We start from the raw sequence: 20,010 nt of genomic DNA, 5'->3' as shown, positions 1-20,010 counted from the left end.
GAAGGGGTTGTATCCGTCGCCGAGGTTTGCGAGTCTCTTCATGGCGATCGGGACGGCCCGCAACACCAGCCTCCACTGATCACCAGAACCCCTCTTCAATCCACAGGACCACGCCAGCGAACCTGGCGGGCTGGCCCTTCACTTGTTGAGGGATTCGTGAAAGCGTTCACATTCACAAGCAACCTGCACGTAATACCAAGGAGAGGTAGCAGCCATGGACTGGCGTCACAACGCCGTTTGCCGCGAGGAAGACCCCGAGCTCTTCTTCCCCATCGGCAACACCGGTCCTGCGCTGCTGCAGATCGAGGAAGCCAAGGCCGTCTGCCGTCGCTGCCCGGTTATGGAGCAGTGTCTGCAGTGGGCGCTCGAGTCCGGCCAGGACTCCGGCGTCTGGGGTGGTCTCAGCGAGGACGAGCGTCGCGCCATGAAGCGCCGCGCCGCCCGCAACCGGGCCCGTCAGGCCTCCGCCTGACAACACCCGCCCCGTACACAGCCTGAGCTTGGCGGCGCGTACAGCGAGTACGCAACTCCCGCCCCCGAGCCGCAGCGCGCAGTACCCCCGATGCGCAGCTAATCGCTGGCAACGAGCATTTGAGCCCCGGACCCCTGAACGGTCCGGGGCTTCTTGCTGTCCCCGGCCGGACCCTCCACCGAATTCCTCGGCGCACATTCCTCCGCGCGCATTCCCCATGCGCATTCCTCGGCGCGCATTCCTATGCACGCATTGCCGCACCCGCACGGGTCGCGCCCGCATTCCCCACGGCCCACTCGGACGGCTGCACTTCGGCGGGCGCGGGCCGGCGTTCGCGCTCCTACTTCTGCGCCCGCACCGGAAGGTCGAGGATCACCTGCGTGCCGCGCTCCGGCGCCGGGACCATGTCGAAGGTTCCCCCCAACTCCCCCTCCACCAGGGTCCGTACGATCTGGAGGCCGAGGTTGCCGGAGGTGTGCGGGTCGAAGCCCTCGGGCAGGCCCACGCCGTCGTCCTGCACGGTGACCAGCAGACGGGCCTCCTTCGTCGTACCGCCGCGGACCGCCGACACCTCGACCGTGCCGGTGTCGCCCTCCCGGAAGCCGTGCTCCAGCGCGTTCTGGAGGATCTCGGTGAGCACCATGGAGAGCGGGGTGGCGACCTCCGCGTCCAGGATGCCGAAGCGTCCGCTGCGCCGGCCGGTGACCTTGCCCGGCGAGATCTCGGCGACCATGGCGAGGACCCGGTCGGCGATCTCGTCGAACTCCACCCGCTCGTCCAGGTTCTGGGACAGCGTCTCGTGGACGATGGCGATCGAGCCGACCCGGCGGACCGCCTCCTCCAGGGCCTCGCGGCCGCGCTCGGACTCGATCCGGCGGGCCTGGAGGCGCAGCAGGGCGGCGACGGTCTGGAGGTTGTTCTTCACCCGGTGGTGGATCTCCCGGATGGTCGCGTCCTTGGTGATCAACTCGCGCTCGCGGCGGCGCAGTTCGGTGACGTCCCGGAGCAGGACGAGCGAGCCGATGCGGGTGCCCTTGGGCTTGAGCGGGATCGTGCGGAACTGGATGGCCCCGTCCTTGGCCTCGATCTCGAACTCGCGGGGTGCCCAGCCGCTGGCGAGCTTGGCGAGCGCCTCGTCCACCGGGCCCCGGGTGGGGGCGAGTTCGGCCGTGGTCTGCCCGAGGTGGTGGCCGACGAGGTCGGAGGCGAGGCCGAGGCGGTGGTAGGCGGAGAGCGCGTTCGGGGAGGCGTACTGGACGATGCCGTCGCCGTCGACCCGGATCAGACCGTCACCGACGCGCGGGGCGGCGTCCATGTCCATCTGCTGGCCGGCGAAGGGGAAGGAGCCGGCCGCGATCATCTGGGCGAGGTCGGAGGCGCTCTGGAGATAGGTCAGTTCCAGCCGGCTCGGGGTGCGCACGGTGAGCAGGTTGGTGTTGCGGGCGATGACGCCGAGCACGCGGCCCTCGCGCCGTACGGGAATGGACTCGACCCGGACGGGGACCTCTTCGCGCCACTCCGGGTCGCCCTCGCGCACGATCCGGCCCTCGTCGAGGGCGGCGTCCAGCAGGGGACGGCGGCCGCGCGGCACCAGGTGGCCGACCATGTCGTCCTGGTACGAGGTCGGGCCCGTGTTGGGGCGCATCTGGGCCACCGAGACATAGCGGGTGCCGTCGCTCGTGGGGACCCACAGGACCAGGTCGGCGAAGGAGAGGTCGGAGAGCAGCTGCCACTCCGAGACCAGCAGGTGGAGCCACTCGAGGTCGGAGTCGTCGAGGGCGGTGTGCTGGTGTACGAGTTCGTTCATGGAGGGCACGCTGCGAGCGTACCCGCGGGTCTGTCCCTGGCCTAAAAACACCGTGCCCCGGAAACACCCGCGGGCCGCGGCGCCTGGGAGGGACCCTCAACCCTCCCGGCACCGCAGCCCGGAGCAATATCGGCCGCGGGGTGTGCGGTCCCGTCGGCCGAAGGTGAGGAGCCGGGGCAGTCAGGGCAGAGAGCTCCGGACCCTCGGTCCGCCTTCCTGTGCGGGGAAGACGGAAGTTCTTGGTGTTGCTTCTCCTGCTACTCCCGCCATTGTGGACTAGACCACTAGGTGTGTCCATGAGGGGGAGGCTGTCGGTTGTTGTGGACGCGCCGACTATTCGGACGCCCTAGCATCCACAACGCAGCCTAGCCTGTGCGAGTTCCCGCGCGGGGCCAGTTCGAGGGGGCAATTTGCGCGAGGGTCCGCGGCGCACTCCCGGACCGCGACCCGCAGGCGCTCCGGAGGCGACACCGGGCGGACGGCCGGGGTTCGCCCGGACCCCGCCCGACGGCCATGCCACCCTCACCCAGCTCTGCTAGATTGGTCTAAACCACATAGCCTTGCAGCCCCTTCAGATCTCTCCAGAACGGCAGGCCCAGCGTGGAAGTTGTCATCGTTCCGGACGCCGAGTCGGGCGGCGAACTCATCGCCGAGGCCATGGCGCAGCTGCTGCGGCGCAAGCCGGACGCCGTGCTCGGCGTGGCCACCGGCTCCACCCCGCTGCCCGTCTACGAGGCGCTGGCGGCCAAGGTGCGGGCCGGCTCCGTGGACACCGCGCGGGCGCGGATCGCCCAGCTCGACGAGTACGTGGGGCTGCCCGCCGAGCACCCCGAGTCCTATCGCTCGGTGCTGCGGCGCGAGGTACTGGAGCCGCTGGGCATCGGAATGGACGCGTTCCTCGGGCCCGACGGCACGGCCGGGGACATCCAGGCGGCCTGCGAGGCGTACGACGCGGCGCTGGCGACGGCCGGCGGGGTGGACCTCCAGCTGCTGGGGATCGGGACCGACGGGCACATCGGCTTCAACGAACCGTGCTCCTCGCTGGCCTCGCGCACCCGGATCAAGACGCTGACCGAGCAGACCCGCGTCGACAACGCGCGCTTCTTCGACGGCGACATCGAGCAGGTCCCGCACCACGTGATCACCCAGGGCATCGGCACGATCCTGGAGGCACGGCACCTGGTGCTGCTGGCGACGGGCGAGGGCAAGGCGGACGCCGTCGCGGCCACCGTCGAGGGCCCGGTCGCCGCGATCTGCCCCGCCTCCGCGCTCCAGCTGCACCCGCACGCCACCGTCGTGGTCGACGAAGCCGCGGCGTCCAAGCTGAAGCTCGCGGACTACTTCCGCCACACCTACGCCGCCAAGCCTGACTGGCAGGGCATCTGAGGACAGGTCCGGGCCTGCCGTCCAGGCCCACTGGACCTGCTTGTCCGGGCCTGCCGGCCGGAAGCACGGTCCGGAAACGCGAAGGCGCCGGGTTCCTGTCGGGAACCCGGCGCCTTCGCTCGTGATCAGTCCGCCCGGCGGCCGGTGACGAACTCCGCCGCGGCCCGGCCGCAGGCCCTCGCCGCGCCGTGGGTGGCCAGGTGCAGGGCGCCGCGGGGCGTGGCCTGGGGAACGCCCATCTCGACGACGACCGTGTCCGGGCGGGCCGCCAGGAGGGTGTCGAGGGCCGCCGCCATCCAGGGGTGACGGTGTTCGTCGCGGACCACGGCGACGATCCGCCGCTCCCCCGCGTCGGCCAGCGCCGCGCGGCCGGCGTCGTCCCCGGTGAAGCTGCCCGTCCGGGTCCCCGGCAGCAGCCGGGCCAGTTCCGCGGCCACACCCCACGGCGTCTCGTCGCCGACGGCGATGTTGGCGACCGGGGTGAGGGCGGCGACGTACGGGGGCTCGGTGAGCGGGGTGAAGCCGTCCGGGGCGGTGTCGCGAAGGGCCCGGCGGGCGGCGGTCAGGCCGATCTCCGGCTCGGCCTCGACGGTCGTGGCGGATGCCGACGCCGTCCAGCGGGCCAGGGCCCGTACCCGCCGCGCCGCGTCGGCGAGGCGTTCCTCGGGGAGTTCGCCGGTGCGCACGGCGGTGACCAGCGCGTCGCGCAGCCGGCGTACCGTCTCGTCGTCGGCGAGGCCGCCGCCCACGCAGATGGCGTCGGCGCCGGCCGCGATCGCGAGGACGCTGCCGCGCTCGATGCCGTAGGTGCCGGCGATCGCCTGCATCTCCATGCCGTCGGTGACGATCAGGCCGTCGTAGCCGAGTTCCTCGCGCAGGAGACCGGTGAGGATGCGGCGGGACAGCGTGGCCGGGCGGACCGGGTCCAGGGCCGGGACCAGGATGTGGGCGCTCATGACGGCCCGGGTGCCGGCGTCGATGGCCGCGCGGAACGGGATCAGCTCGCGGTCCGGCAGGACGTCGGCCGGTACGTCGATGCGGGGCAGCGCGTGGTGGGAGTCGACGGCCGTGTCGCCGTGGCCCGGGAAGTGCTTGGTGCAGGCCGCCACGCCCGCGGACTGGAGGCCGGTGACGTAGGCGGCGGTGTGCCGGGCGACCAGAGCGGGGTCGGCGCCGAAGGAGCGGACGCCGATGACCGGGTTCGCCGGGTTGGAGTTCACGTCCGCCGACGGGGCCCAGTTCAGGTTCACGCCGCACTCCGCGAGCCGGCGGCCCAGCTCGCGGGCGACCTTGCGGGTCAGGTCCACGTCGTCCACCGCGCCCAGGGCGTGGTTGCCGGGGAAGGAGGAGCCGGTGCGCACCTCCAGCCGGGTGACGTCGCCGCCCTCCTCGTCGATCGCGACCAGGACGTCGTCCCGTTCGGCGCGCAACTGGGCGGTGAGAGCGGCGAGTTGCTCCGGGGAGGCGATGTTGCGGCCGAACAGGCCGACCGAGGCGAGGCCTTCGCCGACGCGGCGCAGCAGCCAGTCGGGGGCGGTCACCCCGGTGAAACCGGGCTGGAGGACGGTCAGGGCGTCGCGCGTCAGAGTGTCGCTGCCACTGGCGATCGTCGTCATCGGGGGCGTCATCCCTTCACCGCGCCCGCGGTGAGACCCGCGGCCATCTTGCGCTGGACGAGGAGGAACAGGACGACGATGGGGACGGCCATCATCGTGGCGCCGGCCATCATCGGGGCGTACTCGGTGCCGTGCTTGGTGGTGAAGTTGCCGAGCCACACGGTCGCGGTCTGGTTCTTCTGGCTGAGCAGCATCAGGGCGTAGAGGTACTCGTTCCAGGCCTGGATGAAGGCGTAGACCGAGGTGGCGACCATGCCGGGGGCCAGGAGCGGGAAGACGACCCGGACGAAGGCGCCGGTGCGGGTGCAGCCGTCGACCATCGCGGCCTCCTCCAGCTCCTTCGGGATGTTGACGATGAACCCGCGCAGGGTCCACACCGTGAAGGGCAGGACGAACGTCAGATACGTGATGACCAGGCCGGACAGCCTGTCGTACTGGTTCAGGTCGTTCAGCAGCAGGAAGACCGGGATGATCATGGCGACGAGCGGGACCATCTGGACCGCCAGGATGCCCACGATCACGATCTTGCGGCCGCGGAAGGCGAACCGGGAGATGGCGAGGGCGGCCAGCAGTCCGACGATCATGCCGATCACGACGACCGCCAGGGAGACGATCAGGCTGCGCCCGACCGGGCCCCAGAAGTCGGCGATGTCCAGCGCGCGGCCGAAGTTGGAGAAGGTCACGCTGGTCGGCAGCAGGCTCGGATCCGGGTCGATGGCGTCCTTCGCCGGTTTGAACGCCGTGTTGAGCATCCAGTAGACGGGGAAGCCGACGACGACGAAGACGAGGAGTCCGAGGATGTTCCAGCCGAGCTTCGACCGCCTCGGAGCGGACACCGTGCTCATTCGACCTCTCCGATCTTCAGCATCTGACGCATGTACACGGCGACCACCCCGAGCAGCAGCAGGACGGTGACCAAGGCGATCGCCGAGCCCTGCCCGTAGTCGTTGACGACGAAGGCGCGGTCGTAGGAGTACGTCGTCAGCAGCTGGAACTCGGCTTCCGGGTGGCCGTTGCGCATCACGAAGACCTGCGGGAAGACGCCCATGTCCCAGATGACCGACAGGGTCGTGAGCATCACGATGATCGGCTTGAGGATGGGCAGGGTGACGTACCGGAAGACGCCCCAGGCGCCGGCGCCGTCGAGCCGGGCGGCCTCCTCCAGCTCGGCCGGGACCTGGGTGAGGCCGGCGCTGAGGGTGATCACCACGAAGGGCACCGCGCCCCAGATCACCAGCAGCATGATGACGGCGAGGCCCTGCGGTCCGCTGGCGAACCAGTTGTGGCCGATCAGATCGACCCCGGGGAGCTTGCTCAGGACCGCGTTGAGGATGCCGTAGTCGGAGTCGAACAGCCATTTGAAGACGGTGGTGGCGACGATGACCGGCATGCCCCAGCTGGCCACCAGAGCGATGTTGACCAGGGTCTTCACCCAGCCGGAGACCCGCTGGAGGAGCAGCGCGATCACCATGCCGAGGACCATCGTGAGGATCACGCAGCCGGCGGCGAAGACGATCGTACGGACGACGACCTGCCAGAACTCGCCGTCGCCCAGCACTCCCGCGAAGTTGTCGAAGCCGACCGACTCGGCGGGCTGGAAGCCCCAGAGCTGGGACTGGCCGAACTTCTGGAAGGAGAGGGTGACCAGGCGGACCAGCGGATAGCCCATCACCAGCGCGAGCACCAGCAGACAGGGTGCCAGCAGCAGCCAGGGAGTACCGGCGGAGCCCGAACCCCGCCGTCCCGGTGGCTTTCTCGCATCGGCCCGTGGTGGGGGTGACGGCCGCGTCGGCGGCACCTTGGCAGGGGTGGTCGTGTCTGCGGCACTCATCCGCGCGCTCCTCAGCGGTCCCTCGGGTCGTACGACGAGCGGGGCCCCGCCCCCGAAAGACACCTCCCGGGTGCGACGGGGCCCCGCTGTCAGGTCACTTGGTGTTGATGACCTTGTCGATCGCGGCGTCCGCTTCCTTCGCGGCGTCCTCGACCGACTTCTTGCCGGTACCGATGCTCTGGAGCATGGTCTGGAGCACCTGGGCCTTCTCGACCTGGCCCCAGCCGGGGGCCATCGGGACGAACCAGTTGGACTCGGCCGCGGTGGCCGGGACGGCCGTCGCCGGGTCGTTCTTGAGGGGGGCGAGGTCCGTCAGGTTGTTGGGCAGGTTGCCCTTGGCCATCAGGCCCTTCTGGCCGGAGGGGCCGGTGAAGGCGTTGATCCACTCGGCGGCGAGGTCCTGCGCGTCCGACTTCACCGGGACGGCGAGGTCGGAACCGCCCAGGAACACCGGGAGGTTCTTGCCGGACGGGCCGGGCAGCACGAAGTTCTCGACGTTGTCCTTGAGCTTGCCCGTCTTGTCGTTCTCCGGGGCGGCGGCCGTGGCGCCCTCCCAGGCGGGGGCGAAGATCATGCCGGACTTGGCCTGGCCGTAGACGATGTAGCGGTCGGACTCGTCCTTGGTCTTGTCGCCGTGCATGTACTTGTCGACGACGTTCTTGAACTCGTTGAGGCCCTTCAGGGACTCGGCCGAGGAGAGGTTGCCCTTCCACTGGCCGCCCGACTCGACCGCGATGGAGCCGCCGGCGTCGTAGACGAAGGACATGGCCGCGTACCAGTCACGGGTGGGCTGGTACCAGGCGGAGAACTTGCCGCCTTCCTTCTTCTGCACCTTGTCCAGGGCGGCGGTCAGCTCGGCGTAGGTCTTCGGCGTGGACTTGACTCCCGCCGCGGCGAAGACGTCCTTGCGCCAGTTGGCGACGCGGCCTCCGGCGTAGTAGGGGACGCCGTAGGTCTTGTCCTCGTAGGTCACGGAGGCCTTGAGGCCGTCCAGCCAGGCGGAGGAGTTGTCGAACTTCGAGGCGTCGAGGGGGGCGAAGGCACCCTTGACCATGTAACCGAGCATCTCGGTGTTGCCCATCTCGACCACGTCGGGGGCCTTGTCGGTGGCGAGCACCGCGTCGAGCTTGGCGTTCTTGTCCGGCCAGCCGTAGTACTCGTGAGTGATCTTGACGCCGGGGTGCTTCTTCTGCACCGCCGCGTCGGCGGCCTTCACCAGCTCGGGCCAGTTGTTCTGGGCGTCGACGGTCAGCCAGACCGTCAGCTCCTTGGCGTCGGTCCCCTTCGAGTCCCCGCTGCCCTTGTCGTCCCCGCACGCCGCGATGGAGACCATCATGCCCGCGATACCGATCGCGGCTATCAGCTTGCGCTTCACGCCACCCTCCTCAGGGATGCCACAAACCCCCCTGCCTCCCCGCCGCGGTTGAGCGTCAACGCGTACCGTCCGTGGGGCCGGGACCTGGACCATTGGTGTAGACCAGTAGGGGGAGCTTGGCTCAGACCAATAGGGCTGTCAAGGGTGTTCGAGCGCGCTGGAGTCGTCCGTTACGCGACCGCGATATGCAGGGACTTTTCGTTTTTCGGCCACCGGAACGGAGGGGGATCGGGCGCCCGCGCGCGGGTGTACCACCGGGCCGGCCGCCACCCCCGGAAGCGGAATCTTGGACTAGACCAAGGGCGGGCGTGAAGGTATACAGGGAGATCACGGACGTGCGAGGTCACCCACACGGGACACCCCGCGCACCAAGCCGTGCCACGATGTGAGCCGCGGCCGACGGCGTGTCGGCCATTTCGGCACCCGGAGCCGGGAAGGCAGGCCATGAGCACCGACGTCAGCAGTGCGGAGAACGAGGGTGGGGCGACCGTCCGTACCGCGCGTGTGCCCAAGTACTACCGCCTGAAGAAGCACCTGCTCGACATGACGGAGACACAGGCGCCGGGCACCCCGGTCCCGCCGGAGCGGACCCTGGCGGCCGAGTTCGACACCTCCCGCACGACCGTCCGCCAGGCCCTCCAGGAGCTGGTCGTCGAGGGCCGCCTGGAGCGCATCCAGGGCAAGGGCACCTTCGTCGCCAAACCGAAGGTCTCCCAGGCACTGCAACTCACCTCGTACACCGAGGACATGCGCGCCCAGGGTCTCGAACCCACCTCGCAGCTGCTGGACATCGGCTACATCACCGCCGACGACACCCTCGCCGGGCTGCTCGACATCACCGCCGGCGGCCGGGTGCTGCGCATCGAGCGGCTGCGCATGGCCAACGGCGAGCCGATGGCCATCGAGACCACCCACCTCTCGGCGAAGCGTTTCCCCGCCCTGCGCAGGTCACTGGTCAAGTACACCTCCCTCTACACGGCCCTCGCCGAGGTCTACGACGTCCGTCTCGCCGAGGCCGAGGAGACCATCGAGACCTCCCTGGCCACCCCGCGCGAGGCCGGCCTGCTCGGCACCGACGTCGGTCTGCCGATGCTGATGCTCTCCCGGCACTCCCTCGACCAGGAGGGCAAGCCGGTGGAGTGGGTGCGGTCGGTCTACCGCGGGGACCGCTACAAGTTCGTGGCGCGTCTGAAGCGGCCCACGGAGTAAACCGTGCAGAAGCGGAGGTGATCTACGGAGGAGGTCTTCCGCTGCGCTTACCCGTCACTTACATTGCCTGCGCATTACAACGGTGATCAAGGCAATCAGTGAGGGGACGGGAGCCGCCGATGTCAGAGACCCCGGAAGGAACCAGGGATCCGGTGGTGACGCCTGTGCGCGTCGTCATCGCCCTGTGCCTGCTCGCGCCGTTCGTGGCGATGCTGTGGGTGGGCTCGTACGCCAAGGTGGATCCCGCGTTCATCGGGATCCCGTTCTTCTACTGGTACCAGATGCTGTGGGTGCTGGTCTCGACCGCGCTCACGATGGTCGCCTACCAGCTGTGGCAGCGTGACCAGCGCGCCCGCAAGACCCGGACCGGGGGTGCGGCGCAGTGAACGACGGCGTGAACGGCGTGGCACTCGCCGTCTTCATCTTCTTCTTCCTGGCCGTCACGATCGTCGGCTTCATGGCCGCGCGCTGGCGCAAGGCCGAGAACGAGCACAGCCTCGACGAGTGGGGCCTGGGCGGCCGGTCCTTCGGCACCTGGATCACCTGGTTCCTGCTCGGCGGCGACCTCTACACCGCGTACACCTTCGTCGCCGTACCCGCGGCGATCTACGCGGCCGGCGCGGCCGGCTTCTTCGCGGTCCCGTACACGATCCTGGTCTACCCGCTGATCTTCACCTTCCTGCCCCGTCTGTGGTCGGTGTCGCACAAGCACGGGTACGTGACGACCTCCGACTTCGTGCGCGGGCGCTGGGGCTCCAAGGGCCTGTCGCTGGCGGTGGCGCTGACCGGCATCCTCGCGACGATGCCCTACATCGCGCTCCAGCTCGTCGGCATCCAGGCCGTGCTCGACGTGATGGGCGTCGGCGGCGGCGAGAACACCAACTGGTTCGTCAAGGACCTGCCGCTGCTGATCGCCTTCGGCGTGCTCGCCGCGTACACCTACTCGTCCGGTCTGCGCGCGCCCGCGCTGATCGCGTTCGTGAAGGACACGCTGATCTACCTCGTCATCGCGGTGGCGATCATCTACATCCCGATCAAGCTCGGCGGATTCGACGACATCTTCGCCAAGGCGGGCGAGGCGTTCAGCCAGACGAACCCGGCCACCGGCAAGCCACGCGGCTCCCTGGTCCCGGCGGAGGCCGGCCAGTGGACGTACGCCACCCTCGCCCTCGGCTCGGCGCTGGCGCTGTTCATGTACCCGCACTCGATCACCGCGACCCTCTCCTCCAAGAGCCGTGAGGTGATCCGCCGCAACACCACGATCCTGCCGCTCTACTCCCTGATGCTCGGTCTGCTGGCCCTGCTGGGCTTCATGGCGATCGCGGCCGGCGTCAAGGTCACCAACGGCCAGCTGGCCATCCCGCAGCTCTTCGAGGACATGTTCCCGGCCTGGTTCGCGGGCGTGGCCTTCGCGGCGATCGGCATCGGCGCGCTCGTCCCGGCGGCCATCATGTCGATCGCGGCCGCGAATCTCTTCACCCGCAACATCTACAAGGACTTCATCAGGCCGGACGCCACCCCGGCGCAGGAGACCAAGGTCTCCAAGCTGGTGTCCCTGCTGGTGAAGGTGGGCGCCCTCGTCTTCGTCCTCACCATGGACAAGACGGTCGCCATCAACTTCCAGCTGCTGGGCGGCATCTGGATCCTTCAAACCTTCCCGGCCCTGGTCGGCGGCCTCTTCACCCGCTGGTTCCACCGCTGGGCCCTCCTCGCCGGCTGGGCGGTCGGCATGGTCTACGGCACGGTCGCCGCGTACGGGGTCGCCTCCCCGACCCAGAAGCACTTCGGCGGCTCGTCCGACGAGATCCCCGGCATCGGCGAGATCGGCTACATCGGCCTCACGGCCTTCGTCCTGAACGTCGTCGTCACGGTGATCCTCACCTTCGTCCTCAAGGCCGCGAAGGCCCCCGAGGGCATCGACGAGACCCGCCCCGAGGACTACACGGCGGACGCGGGCGACCCGGGCGTCCAGACCGAACTGCCGCCGGCCACGGCGGGCACCTCGCACTGAACCTCATCGGCACGTGCACGGCCGGACAGGTACTGGACCTGTCCGGCCGTTCGTGTTTCCCCACGGCTGGGGCCTGACCCCGCCGGCCGGGTCCTAGTCGCGGGTCCGGCCTGCCATCGCGTCCCAGAAGCGGTCCAGTTCACGGACGCGCATGCCGACCCAGTGCGGTGTCTTCCTGCGCAGCCCCCTGGGCAGCCAGCGCCGCACGCTGCCGGGCAGCAGGGCCTGCTGCTGGCGGCAGAACGGCTCGCGGATCTCTCCCCGGGGAACCCAGCCCCTGGGAGGGTACGGGCAGAGCTGGAACTTGCAGTCGGGCAGACAGCCCGACCCCGGTGCGGGCGGGGTGGACATGCCGATCCGCAGTCCGGGCTGCAGCGGTTCCCGGTCCCTGCGGATGCACGGCGGCAGCGGCATACCGGGCTGCTCCGCACGGGCGAGCCGCTCCTCGACCTCGTCCGGGTGCCCGTCCCGCTCGATGAGGTTCAGCATGACCAGGACGTCGGCGACGAGGCGCTGGGCACGCGGGTCGAGGGTGCTCCAGCCGACCGACGGCGCGATCCACAGGCTGTGCCTGCGGTATCCCCCGGCGTTGTCCGCGCGTGAGCCGATGTTGTCGGCGACACCTTTCTCGTCGATCCACAGGAACCGCTCGGGCTGCCCGGTCTCCAGGGCGAGGGCCACCAGGTCCCCGGCCTCGGCGACGAACGGATGCAGGCACCGCCGGGCCGGCTCACCACGGGCGTCGGACCGCCCCGGCGAGGCGTTCACCGTGCCCGCCATCGACAGCCAGCGCCGCACGGTCCGTACGGCGGCGGCTCCGCCGAGCGGCTGGAACGGCTCGTGTCCGTCGGAGCGGCCGCCGTTGCGCCCCGAGGCGGCGGGTCCCCGCGGGTCAGGGCCGCCGGCACTGTCCGCGAGCTCCCACAGGCACAGTGCCTGGAGGAGGCTGAGCTGCGCGTACCAGCACCGGGACTGCTGGAGGACGGTCTCCGCCTGCCGGATCAGGTCGGCGCGGCCGCCCGGATCGGTGTACGGGTGCCGGTGGCGCCGGTTGGCCGCGTACTTGAAGCCCTGGGCCAGCGCGGCCTCGAGGGCGAGCGGCAGATCAGGGGCACCGCCGGTGAAGTTCGGGTCGAGGTGACGCAGCCACTTGGTGAGGCGTTCCCGGGCCTCGTCGCGGTGGGCCTCGTCGACGGAGCCCAGCAGCATGGGGACCATCCAGGCCCGCATCACGAACTCCCGGAAGAGATCGACCCGTTGCTCGCGATAGCGTCGGTTCAGTACCTTCCGGTCCTGTTGCAGCCGTCTGACGCTCTCGGACGACGCGGCCCGCGACGAGGGACCGGCCGCCCTGGCCCGCCCCATGCGCGCGGCCCATGACTCGTATTCCCCTCGCTTCCATGCCTTCAGCCTGTCGAGCCGGTCGTTGTACTCCTTGACGGGATCGCTGTTCAGGCCGACGCGTTCGCGGATCACGGCGAACGCCGCGTTGCCGCCGGTACCGAACTCCTGGGCGACGGCCAGGCGGATGGAGTAGGAGGGCTCTTCGATGCCCAGCCGGAAGAGCTGCCAGTACAGAGGGGTGGTGTCCGTCCGGTCGGAGACCTTGCGCAGCGCGGCTCCCACTTGCCTGAGCAGCCTCAGCTTGGCGTCCTCCAGGGTGCGCCGGTCGCCCTTGATCCCGGACCAGCGCTCGCGCACGGCCCTGATGATGGTGCCCAGCAGCTTCGGGTCGTCGTCCACGCTCGCGATCTCCAGGGCCGCCGCGTAGAGGTCGAGGGCCTTCGGGTCGTCGGTGCGGCGGTCCGCGGCCGAGCACAGCCGATGGGCCAGGGGTCGGCCCCGCACGGGGGTCTGCCGCACCAGCCCCGCAAGTTCCTTGCGCACCTCGGCTCGGACGCCGCCGCCGGGCGCGGGGCGCGCCGCCGCCCGTCGACGGGACAGCAGCACCAGGGCGATGAGCAGTTCACGGCTGGGTCCGGGCGGCTGGAGCGCCCGCTCGACCAGCTCGCCGACGCCCCGCTCGCCCAGGTGGTTCAGCACGCGGTAGCCGAAGTAGGCCTGGATGATGCTGTGCGGAAAGCGGACTCTGCGCGCGGTGCCCTCCACGAGTTCGAGCTGGTGCGCGCGGGCCGCGTAGCGGGCGAGGGCGGCGCGGCACTGGTCGAGGTTGCCCTCGCGCAGCCGCCGGCTCTCCTCGTCGCCGAGGCGCTCGCCGAGCGCGTTCCAGATCTTCTGACGGTGCCATTCGGTCAGGCCGTTGCCGCGCCTGCCGTACCGGTCGAAGCCGCGTCGGCCGGCCCACAGGTGCTCGGCCCGGGCCCGGGCCCGACGCCCCGCGCCGGGATGGTGGACGTCCGGGTGGAGCAGCTCCGCGAAGCCGACCTCCAGGCTGTCCTGGAGCAGTCCGAGGCAGGCGAGGGCCGAGACCACCTCCAGGGTGTCGCGGCGCTCGCGCGGGGTCAGCGCGACGTCCTCGCGCAGTGTCCCCCGGCACAGCGCCTCGTCCCAGGTCCGAAGCAGCCACAGGCGCAGGGCGGCCCGGTCGCGGCCCCGTGTGCCCAGGTGCTGGGGGTCGTCGTCCGGGCGTTCGTGCTCCAGGGCTCCGTGCCGGTGGAGTTCGCGGGCGATGTGGAGGTAGATCGGTGACTCGGTCACCTCCGCCGTCTCCACGATCCAGTCCACGAGCCGCTCGTCGGTCTCCGGTACGCCGGCTTCGACGAAGCGCAGCGCCGCCTCCTCGCTGAGCGGTTCCAGTTCGACGATCGCGGCGGAGGTGCTCTCCAGCGGGCTGTGCGGGCGTGAGGCGATGACCAGGGGCAGTTTCTCCTCGTGGGCGCGCTCGATGGCCCGGCGGATGATGTTGTCCCGGTTGTGGCCCTGACCGTCGTCGAGGAGGGCCTCTTCGAGGCCGTCGGCGAGGACCACCGGCTTGTCGTCGGCGAGGAGCTGCTGCCAGACCCGGTCGGTCTTGCCGCGCGCCAGGATGCCTTTGGGCGCCTCCTCGGCGAAGCGCCGTCTGGCGAGGCGTTCGAAGTTCAGGTCGGACCCGTCGACGGCGTCCCGCAGCCGGATCGGAACCGGTACGGCGTTCTGGTGGGCCAGGAGTTCGGTGAGCCGTACGAGGACGGCGGTCTTGCCCGCGCCGACGCCGCCGACGAGCAGATAGGGCCGACGGGTGTCGCGCTCCCGCAGCCGTTCGGCGATGACCTGGGCGATCTCCTCGCGGCCCACGATCTCGGCGGTGTCGTGCCCCGCGGTGGGCACCAACTGGCGGGGATCCCGTAGCGCCTTGGTGAGGTAGCGCCGTTTGGTCCAGCGGTACCACCAGAACAGGAAGAGCGTGGCGGCGATCGAGGCGCCGAGGATCGGGCCGACGAACTTGAAGACGGTCTCGAACCCCTCGTTGCCCTGCCGCCATTCCTCGAAGCCGGTCGTCTGGTGCGTGATGAGAATGAACAGGCCCTCCCCGACCCAGGCGAGCAGTGCCAGCACGGCGACGAGCCAGATCATCCTGGTGACGTTGGCGTAGGAGACGTAGCGGCGCCACTTCCTGGGCCGGGTGGACCCGCGGCGGGCCTCCAGACGGATCGTCAGGCTGTGCCAGCGGCCCATGAGGCCGTGTCCGACCCGGTTTCCCGCCCGCCGGACGTCCAGGGTCGCCATCGGCGCGGCGCGGGGTCGGTCCTTGCCCGGCGGGTGACGCACGACGCTCGTCATGGCGCGTTCTCCTTGCGGGTTCCTTGCGGGTTCCGAGAGTGCTTCTCGGGACGGAGGATCCGCGGAGCGCCGACGCCTCCTTCCATGGAATCACTCCCGGCACGCACCGCAACCCGGCCGCCCCCGGCGAAAATCACCCGGCCGCACGACCCGGGCGTCCGGCACACTCGGCGGCATGGACATCGTGATACGGCGGGTGGAGCGCGGGGAGTTCGCGGCGCTCGGGGAGATCACCGCGCGGGCCTACCTGGACGACGGTCTGCTCGACTTCGGGGAGAGCGACGCGTATCTGGTCGAGCTGCGGGACGTGGCGAAGCGGGCCGGGGCGGCCGAGGTTCTCGTCGCCGTGGAGGGCGGGTGTCTTCTCGGCGGAGTGACCTTCGTGCCGGGCCCCGGGCCGATGGCCGATCTGGCGGTGCCCGGTGAGGCCGAGATCCGGATGCTCGCCGTCGATCGTGCCGCCCGCGGGCGGGGTGCCGGTGAGGCACTGGTCCGCTCCTGCGTCGAGCGTGCGCGGGCCGTCGAGGGGTGCGTGAGGGTGATCCTTTCGACCCAGCGGTCCATGCGCTCGGCCCACCGCATCTATGAACGTCTCGGCTTCGTCCGCACACCCGAGCGGGACTGGAATCCCGTGCCGGAGTGGGACGACATCACTCTCCTCACCTATCAGTTGACGCTCTGACACCGCCCCGACACAACATCTGGGGGTGGCACGACAGGCGGGCACAAGATGTATGCTCATGCTCGCTGTCGCCGCAGGGGAATCCGGTGCGAATCCGGAACTGTCCCGCAACGGTGTACTTGTGCATATCTGTGCACAGGAGTCAGTCCGAGGACCTGTCGACAGCGCACCCGGCCGTCCGGTTCGGGTGCTTGCCGTCCGGGCCTCGTGGAGTGGGCCGGTGGACCGCGACGCCGTGCGCGCTCGCGTGCTGCCTCCTGCCCTCCGCCAGGCCCACTGCCGAGCGAGGGAGAGCCCCACGTGACCATCGCGCCAGCCGACCCGGCTTCAGCCATCCAGCTGGACACCGACGGTCCTGGTACCGCACTGCTGCGGACCCTGACCGAGCTGACCGCCGACCTCCCCGACGCCGACCCCGGCCGGGTCGCCGCCGCCGCGCTGCGCGGCCGGTCCGCGCGGGCGGACGAGACGGAGCTGCGCGAGCTGGCCACGGAGGCGGCCGCCGGCCTGATCTCCGAGGACCCCGCCTACTCGAAGCTGGCCGCCCGGCTGCTGACCGTCAGCATCGCCGCGGAGGCGGCCTCCCAGGGGGTGACGTCGTTCACCGAGTCGGTCGCCGTCGGCCACCGCGAGGGCCTCGTCGCCGACCGCACCGCCGAGTTCGTCCGGCTGCACGCGGCCCGCCTCGACGCGCTGGTCGACACCGGCGCCGACGACCGCTTCGGCTACTTCGGGCTGCGCACCCTGCACAGCCGCTATCTGCTGCGCCACCCCCACACCCGCCAGGTCGTCGAGACGCCCCAGCACTTCCTGCTGCGGGTCGCCGCCGGTCTCGCCGAGGACGACACGCCCCGCTCCGTCGACGAAGTCGCCGCGCTCTACGGGCTCATGAGCCGGCTCGACTACCTGCCGTCCTCCCCCACCCTCTTCAACTCCGGCACCCGGCACCCGCAGATGTCGTCGTGCTACCTGCTCGACTCCCCGCTGGACGAGCTGGACTCGATCTACGACCGCTACCACCAGGTGGCCCGGCTCTCGAAGCACGCCGGCGGCATCGGCCTGTCGTACTCCCGGATCCGCAGCCGCGGTTCGCTGATCCGCGGCACCAACGGCCACTCCAACGGCATCGTGCCGTTCCTGAAGACCCTGGACGCCTCGGTCGCCGCCGTGAACCAGGGCGGCCGGCGCAAGGGCGCGGCCGCGGTCTACCTGGAGACCTGGCACTCCGACATCGAGGAGTTCCTGGAGCTGCGCGACAACACCGGCGAGGACGCCCGCCGTACGCACAACCTGAACCTCGCGCACTGGGTGCCGGACGAGTTCATGCGCCGGGTGAACGCCGACGGGCAGTGGTCGCTGTTCTCCCCGTCGGACGTGCCCGAGCTGGTCGACCTGTGGGGCGAGGAGTTCGACGCCGCCTACCGCGCGGCCGAGGCGAAGGGGCTCGCGCGCAAGACCATCCCGGCCCGTGACCTGTACGGCCGGATGATGCGCACCCTCGCGCAGACCGGCAACGGCTGGATGACCTTCAAGGACGCGGCCAACCGCACCGCCAACCAGACGGCCGAGCCGGGCCAGGTGATCCACTCCTCGAACCTCTGCACGGAGATCCTGGAGGTCACGGACGACGGCGAGACGGCGGTCTGCAACCTGGGGTCGGTCAACCTCGGCGCGTTCGTCGACACGAGGTCCGGTGACATCGACTGGGAGCGGCTGGACGACGCCGTCCGCACCGCCGTCACCTTCCTCGACCGGGTCGTCGACATCAACTTCTACCCGACCGAGCAGGCGGGCCGCTCCAACGCCCGCTGGCGTCCGGTGGGCCTGGGCGCGATGGGTCTCCAGGACGTCTTCTTCAAGCTGCGGCTGCCCTTCGACTCCCCGCAGGCCCGGGCCCTGTCGACGCGGATCGCCGAGCGGATCATGCTCGCCGCGTACGAGGCCTCCGCCGACCTCGCCGAGCGCAGCGGCCCGCTGCCGGCCTGGGAGAAGACCCGTACCGCCCGCGGTGTCCTGCACCCCGACCACTACGGTGTCGAGTTCACCTGGCCGGAGCGCTGGGCGGCGCTGCGCGAGCGGATCGCGGCCACCGGGATGCGCAACTCGCTGCTCCTCGCCATCGCGCCGACGGCCACCATCGCCTCCATCGCCGGTGTGTACGAGTGCATCGAGCCGCAGGTGTCCAACCTGTTCAAGCGCGAGACGCTGTCCGGCGAGTTCCTCCAGGTCAACTCCTACCTGGTGCAGGACCTCAAGGAGCTGGGCGTCTGGGACGCGCGCACCCGTGAGGCGCTGCGCGATTCGGGCGGCTCGGTGCAGGACTTCGCCTGGATCCCGGACGAGGTGCGCGCCCTGTACCGCACGGCGTGGGAGATCCCGCAGCGCGGCCTGATCGACATGGCCGCCGCCCGCACGCCGTACCTGGACCAGGCGCAGTCCCTGAACCTGTTCCTGGAGACGCCGACCATCGGCAAGCTCTCCTCGATGTACGCGTACGCCTGGAAGTCGGGTCTGAAGACGACGTACTACCTGCGCTCGCGCCCGGCGACCCGGATCGCCCGTGCGGCCCAGGCCGCGATTCCCGTCCAGCAGCCGGCCCCGGAAGACGCGGTCGCCTGCTCCCTTGAGAACCCCGAGTCCTGCGAGGCCTGCCAGTGATGACCCCCGAAGCCAAGAACCTTCTCGACCCGGGCTTCGAGCTGACCCTCCGGCCCATGCGCTACCCGGACTTCTACGAGCGCTACCGGGACGCGATCAAGAACACCTGGACCGTGGAGGAGGTCGACCTCCACTCGGACGTCTCCGACCTCGCGAAGCTGACGCCGATGGAACAGCATCTGATCGGCCGGCTGGTGGCGTTCTTCGCGACGGGCGACTCGATCGTCGCGAACAACCTGGTGCTGACGCTGTACAAGCACATCAACTCGCCGGAGGCGCGGCTGTATCTGTCGCGTCAGCTGTTCGAGGAGGCCGTGCACGTCCAGTTCTATCTGACGCTGCTGGACACCTATCTGCCCGACCCGGAGGACCGCAACGCCGCGTTCGCGGCCGTGGAGAACATTCCCTCCATCCGCGAGAAGGCCGAGTTCTGCTTCAAGTGGATCAACGAGGTCGAGAAGCTGGACCGTCTGGAGTCGAGGGCCGACCGCCGTCGCTTCCTGCTCAACCTGATCTGCTTCGCCGCGTGCATCGAGGGCCTGTTCTTCTACGGTGCCTTCGCGTACGTCTACTGGTTCCGCAGCCGGGGTCTGCTGCACGGTCTCGCCACCGGCACCAACTGGGTGTTCCGTGACGAGACCATGCACATGAGCTTCGCGTTCGAGGTGGTCGACACCGTCCGCAAGGAGGAGCCGGACCTCTTCGACGACCAGCTCCAGCAGGAGGTGACGGACATGCTGCGGGAGGCCGTCGAGGCCGAGCTGCAGTTCGCCCGTGACCTGTGCGGGGACGGCCTCCCGGGGATGAACACCGACTCCATGCGGCAGTACCTGGAGTGCGTCGCCGACCAGCGTCTGGCACGGCTCGGCTTCGCTCCGGTGTACGGCTCGGAGAACCCGTTCTCCTTCATGGAGCTCCAGGGCGTTCAGGAGCTGACCAACTTCTTCGAGCGCCGTCCGTCGGCGTACCAGGTCGCCGTGGAGGGCACGGTCGACCTGGACGAGGACTTCTGACCCTTCCTGTCCCTCGGGGTCTCCCGGGTCTCCTGGGCCTCCCTGATCTGCCGGTCGGCGCGCCGGTCGCGCACCACGCCGAGCGCGGAGGGGAGGACCAGGAGGACGAGGATTCCGAGGACCATGAGCATTCCGACGAGGCCTTCGATCTGGTTCGTGTTCATGGACACCACTGTCCCGCCGAACACTCCTGACCGTGAGTGGCAGGACTGCCGTACACCTTCAAATTA

The 20,010-nt window shown here is 70.0% G+C and carries 15 protein-coding genes and 1 riboswitch; of the genes, 8 read left to right on the top strand and 7 right to left on the bottom strand.

Going from position 1 to position 20,010, the window contains the following annotated elements; genetic code table 11:
* The first annotated feature begins 214 nt into the window (after positions 1-214).
* Positions 215-472: a WhiB family transcriptional regulator gene (locus IE275_RS06135; protein WP_016639615.1), complete on the top strand. Its 258-nt coding sequence runs from the start codon at positions 215-217 to the stop codon at positions 470-472.
* A 340-nt stretch (positions 473-812) separates the two neighbouring features.
* Here IE275_RS06135 and IE275_RS06130 read toward each other — a convergent pair whose 3' ends face one another.
* Positions 813-2,279, bottom strand: a complete 1,467-nt coding sequence (locus tag IE275_RS06130) for a sensor histidine kinase (protein ID WP_189708353.1) — start codon at positions 2,277-2,279, stop codon at positions 813-815.
* 600 nt (positions 2,280-2,879) lie between these two features.
* On the opposite strand from IE275_RS06130, the gene nagB reads away from it, so the two are divergent.
* Positions 2,880-3,665, top strand: coding sequence for a glucosamine-6-phosphate deaminase (gene nagB, locus IE275_RS06125; protein ID WP_189708351.1), 786 nt, complete (start codon positions 2,880-2,882; stop codon positions 3,663-3,665).
* 125 nt (positions 3,666-3,790) lie between these two features.
* Here the strand turns inward: nagB and IE275_RS06120 are convergent, their stop codons facing one another.
* From IE275_RS06120 to IE275_RS06105, 4 genes are all read right to left on the bottom strand, one after another.
* Complete coding sequence (locus IE275_RS06120; RefSeq protein ID WP_189708349.1) at positions 3,791-5,281, bottom strand: glycoside hydrolase family 3 protein; 1,491 nt, start codon at positions 5,279-5,281, stop codon at positions 3,791-3,793.
* 8 nt (positions 5,282-5,289) lie between these two features.
* Positions 5,290-6,126, bottom strand: coding sequence for a carbohydrate ABC transporter permease (locus tag IE275_RS06115; protein WP_189708347.1), 837 nt, complete (start codon positions 6,124-6,126; stop codon positions 5,290-5,292).
* The gene (locus tag IE275_RS06110; RefSeq protein WP_189708345.1) at positions 6,123-7,112 is read right to left on the bottom strand and encodes a carbohydrate ABC transporter permease; all 990 of its coding nucleotides are present in this window, start codon (positions 7,110-7,112) and stop codon (positions 6,123-6,125) included. Before IE275_RS06110 ends, IE275_RS06115 begins: the two co-directional genes overlap by 4 nt.
* Positions 7,113-7,206: 94 nt before the next feature.
* Positions 7,207-8,487: an extracellular solute-binding protein gene (locus tag IE275_RS06105; RefSeq protein ID WP_189708343.1), complete on the bottom strand. Its 1,281-nt coding sequence runs from the start codon at positions 8,485-8,487 to the stop codon at positions 7,207-7,209.
* 444 nt (positions 8,488-8,931) lie between these two features.
* Here IE275_RS06105 and IE275_RS06100 point away from each other — a divergent pair, with 444 nt between their 5' ends.
* The 3 genes from IE275_RS06100 (at position 8,932) to mctP (ending at position 11,707) form a co-directional block, all read left to right on the top strand.
* Positions 8,932-9,696 carry a GntR family transcriptional regulator gene (locus IE275_RS06100; protein ID WP_189708341.1) on the top strand — a complete coding sequence of 255 codons (765 nt, stop codon included), beginning with the start codon at positions 8,932-8,934 and terminating at the stop codon, positions 9,694-9,696.
* Positions 9,697-9,815: 119 nt separating this feature from the next.
* The gene (locus IE275_RS06095) at positions 9,816-10,082 is read left to right on the top strand and encodes a DUF3311 domain-containing protein (RefSeq protein ID WP_189708339.1); all 267 of its coding nucleotides are present in this window, start codon (positions 9,816-9,818) and stop codon (positions 10,080-10,082) included.
* Positions 10,079-11,707, top strand: coding sequence for a monocarboxylate uptake permease MctP (mctP, locus tag IE275_RS06090; protein WP_189708337.1), 1,629 nt, complete (start codon positions 10,079-10,081; stop codon positions 11,705-11,707). Before IE275_RS06095 ends, mctP begins: the two co-directional genes overlap by 4 nt.
* 93 nt (positions 11,708-11,800) lie before the next feature.
* On the opposite strand, the gene IE275_RS06085 is transcribed toward mctP, so the two are convergent.
* Positions 11,801-15,427 carry an NACHT domain-containing protein gene (locus tag IE275_RS06085; protein WP_189708335.1) on the bottom strand — a complete coding sequence of 1,209 codons (3,627 nt, stop codon included), beginning with the start codon at positions 15,425-15,427 and terminating at the stop codon, positions 11,801-11,803.
* A gap of 175 nt (positions 15,428-15,602) precedes the next feature.
* Here IE275_RS06085 and IE275_RS06080 point away from each other — a divergent pair, with 175 nt between their 5' ends.
* The 3 genes from IE275_RS06080 (at position 15,603) to IE275_RS06070 (ending at position 19,780) form a co-directional block, all read left to right on the top strand.
* Positions 15,603-16,109, top strand: coding sequence for a GNAT family N-acetyltransferase (locus IE275_RS06080; RefSeq protein WP_189708333.1), 507 nt, complete (start codon positions 15,603-15,605; stop codon positions 16,107-16,109).
* A gap of 52 nt (positions 16,110-16,161) precedes the next feature.
* Positions 16,162-16,286: riboswitch (cobalamin riboswitch) on the top strand.
* A 123-nt stretch (positions 16,287-16,409) separates the two neighbouring features.
* On the top strand, positions 16,410-18,767 hold the full coding sequence (locus tag IE275_RS06075; RefSeq protein ID WP_189708331.1) for a ribonucleoside-diphosphate reductase subunit alpha: 2,358 nt from the start codon (positions 16,410-16,412) through the stop codon (positions 18,765-18,767).
* Positions 18,767-19,780, top strand: coding sequence for a ribonucleotide-diphosphate reductase subunit beta (locus IE275_RS06070; RefSeq protein ID WP_189708329.1), 1,014 nt, complete (start codon positions 18,767-18,769; stop codon positions 19,778-19,780). Before IE275_RS06075 ends, IE275_RS06070 begins: the two co-directional genes overlap by 1 nt.
* On the opposite strand, the gene IE275_RS06065 is transcribed toward IE275_RS06070, so the two are convergent.
* Positions 19,693-19,944, bottom strand: coding sequence for a hypothetical protein (locus IE275_RS06065; RefSeq protein WP_189708327.1), 252 nt, complete (start codon positions 19,942-19,944; stop codon positions 19,693-19,695). The genes IE275_RS06070 and IE275_RS06065 overlap by 88 nt on opposite strands.
* Between the last annotated feature and the right edge of the window lie 66 nt (positions 19,945-20,010).

It is taken from the genome of Streptomyces phaeofaciens (assembly GCF_014648915.1).
In the GTDB taxonomy this organism is placed as follows: domain Bacteria; phylum Actinomycetota; class Actinomycetes; order Streptomycetales; family Streptomycetaceae; genus Streptomyces; species Streptomyces phaeofaciens.
Note: the sequence above shows the minus strand (reverse complement) of the source record. Positions and strands in the feature narration are given on the sequence as shown.

What these genes read in the sequence shown, in the direction of transcription:
- IE275_RS06070 (WP_189708329.1), top strand. Translation starts at nt 18,767, where the DNA reads ATGACCCCCGAAGCCAAGAACCTTCTCGACCCGGGCTTCGAGCTGACC.
- IE275_RS06100 (WP_189708341.1), top strand. Translation starts at nt 8,932, where the DNA reads ATGAGCACCGACGTCAGCAGTGCGGAGAACGAGGGTGGGGCGACCGTC.
- IE275_RS06120 (WP_189708349.1), bottom strand. Translation starts at nt 5,281, where the DNA reads ATGACGACGATCGCCAGTGGCAGCGACACTCTGACGCGCGACGCCCTG.
- IE275_RS06130 (WP_189708353.1), bottom strand. Translation starts at nt 2,279, where the DNA reads ATGAACGAACTCGTACACCAGCACACCGCCCTCGACGACTCCGACCTC.
- IE275_RS06095 (WP_189708339.1), top strand. Translation starts at nt 9,816, where the DNA reads ATGTCAGAGACCCCGGAAGGAACCAGGGATCCGGTGGTGACGCCTGTG.
- IE275_RS06080 (WP_189708333.1), top strand. Translation starts at nt 15,603, where the DNA reads ATGGACATCGTGATACGGCGGGTGGAGCGCGGGGAGTTCGCGGCGCTC.
- IE275_RS06135 (WP_016639615.1), top strand. Translation starts at nt 215, where the DNA reads ATGGACTGGCGTCACAACGCCGTTTGCCGCGAGGAAGACCCCGAGCTC.
- IE275_RS06065 (WP_189708327.1), bottom strand. Translation starts at nt 19,944, where the DNA reads ATGAACACGAACCAGATCGAAGGCCTCGTCGGAATGCTCATGGTCCTC.
- IE275_RS06110 (WP_189708345.1), bottom strand. Translation starts at nt 7,112, where the DNA reads ATGAGTGCCGCAGACACGACCACCCCTGCCAAGGTGCCGCCGACGCGG.
- IE275_RS06115 (WP_189708347.1), bottom strand. Translation starts at nt 6,126, where the DNA reads ATGAGCACGGTGTCCGCTCCGAGGCGGTCGAAGCTCGGCTGGAACATC.
- IE275_RS06085 (WP_189708335.1), bottom strand. Translation starts at nt 15,427, where the DNA reads ATGACGAGCGTCGTGCGTCACCCGCCGGGCAAGGACCGACCCCGCGCC.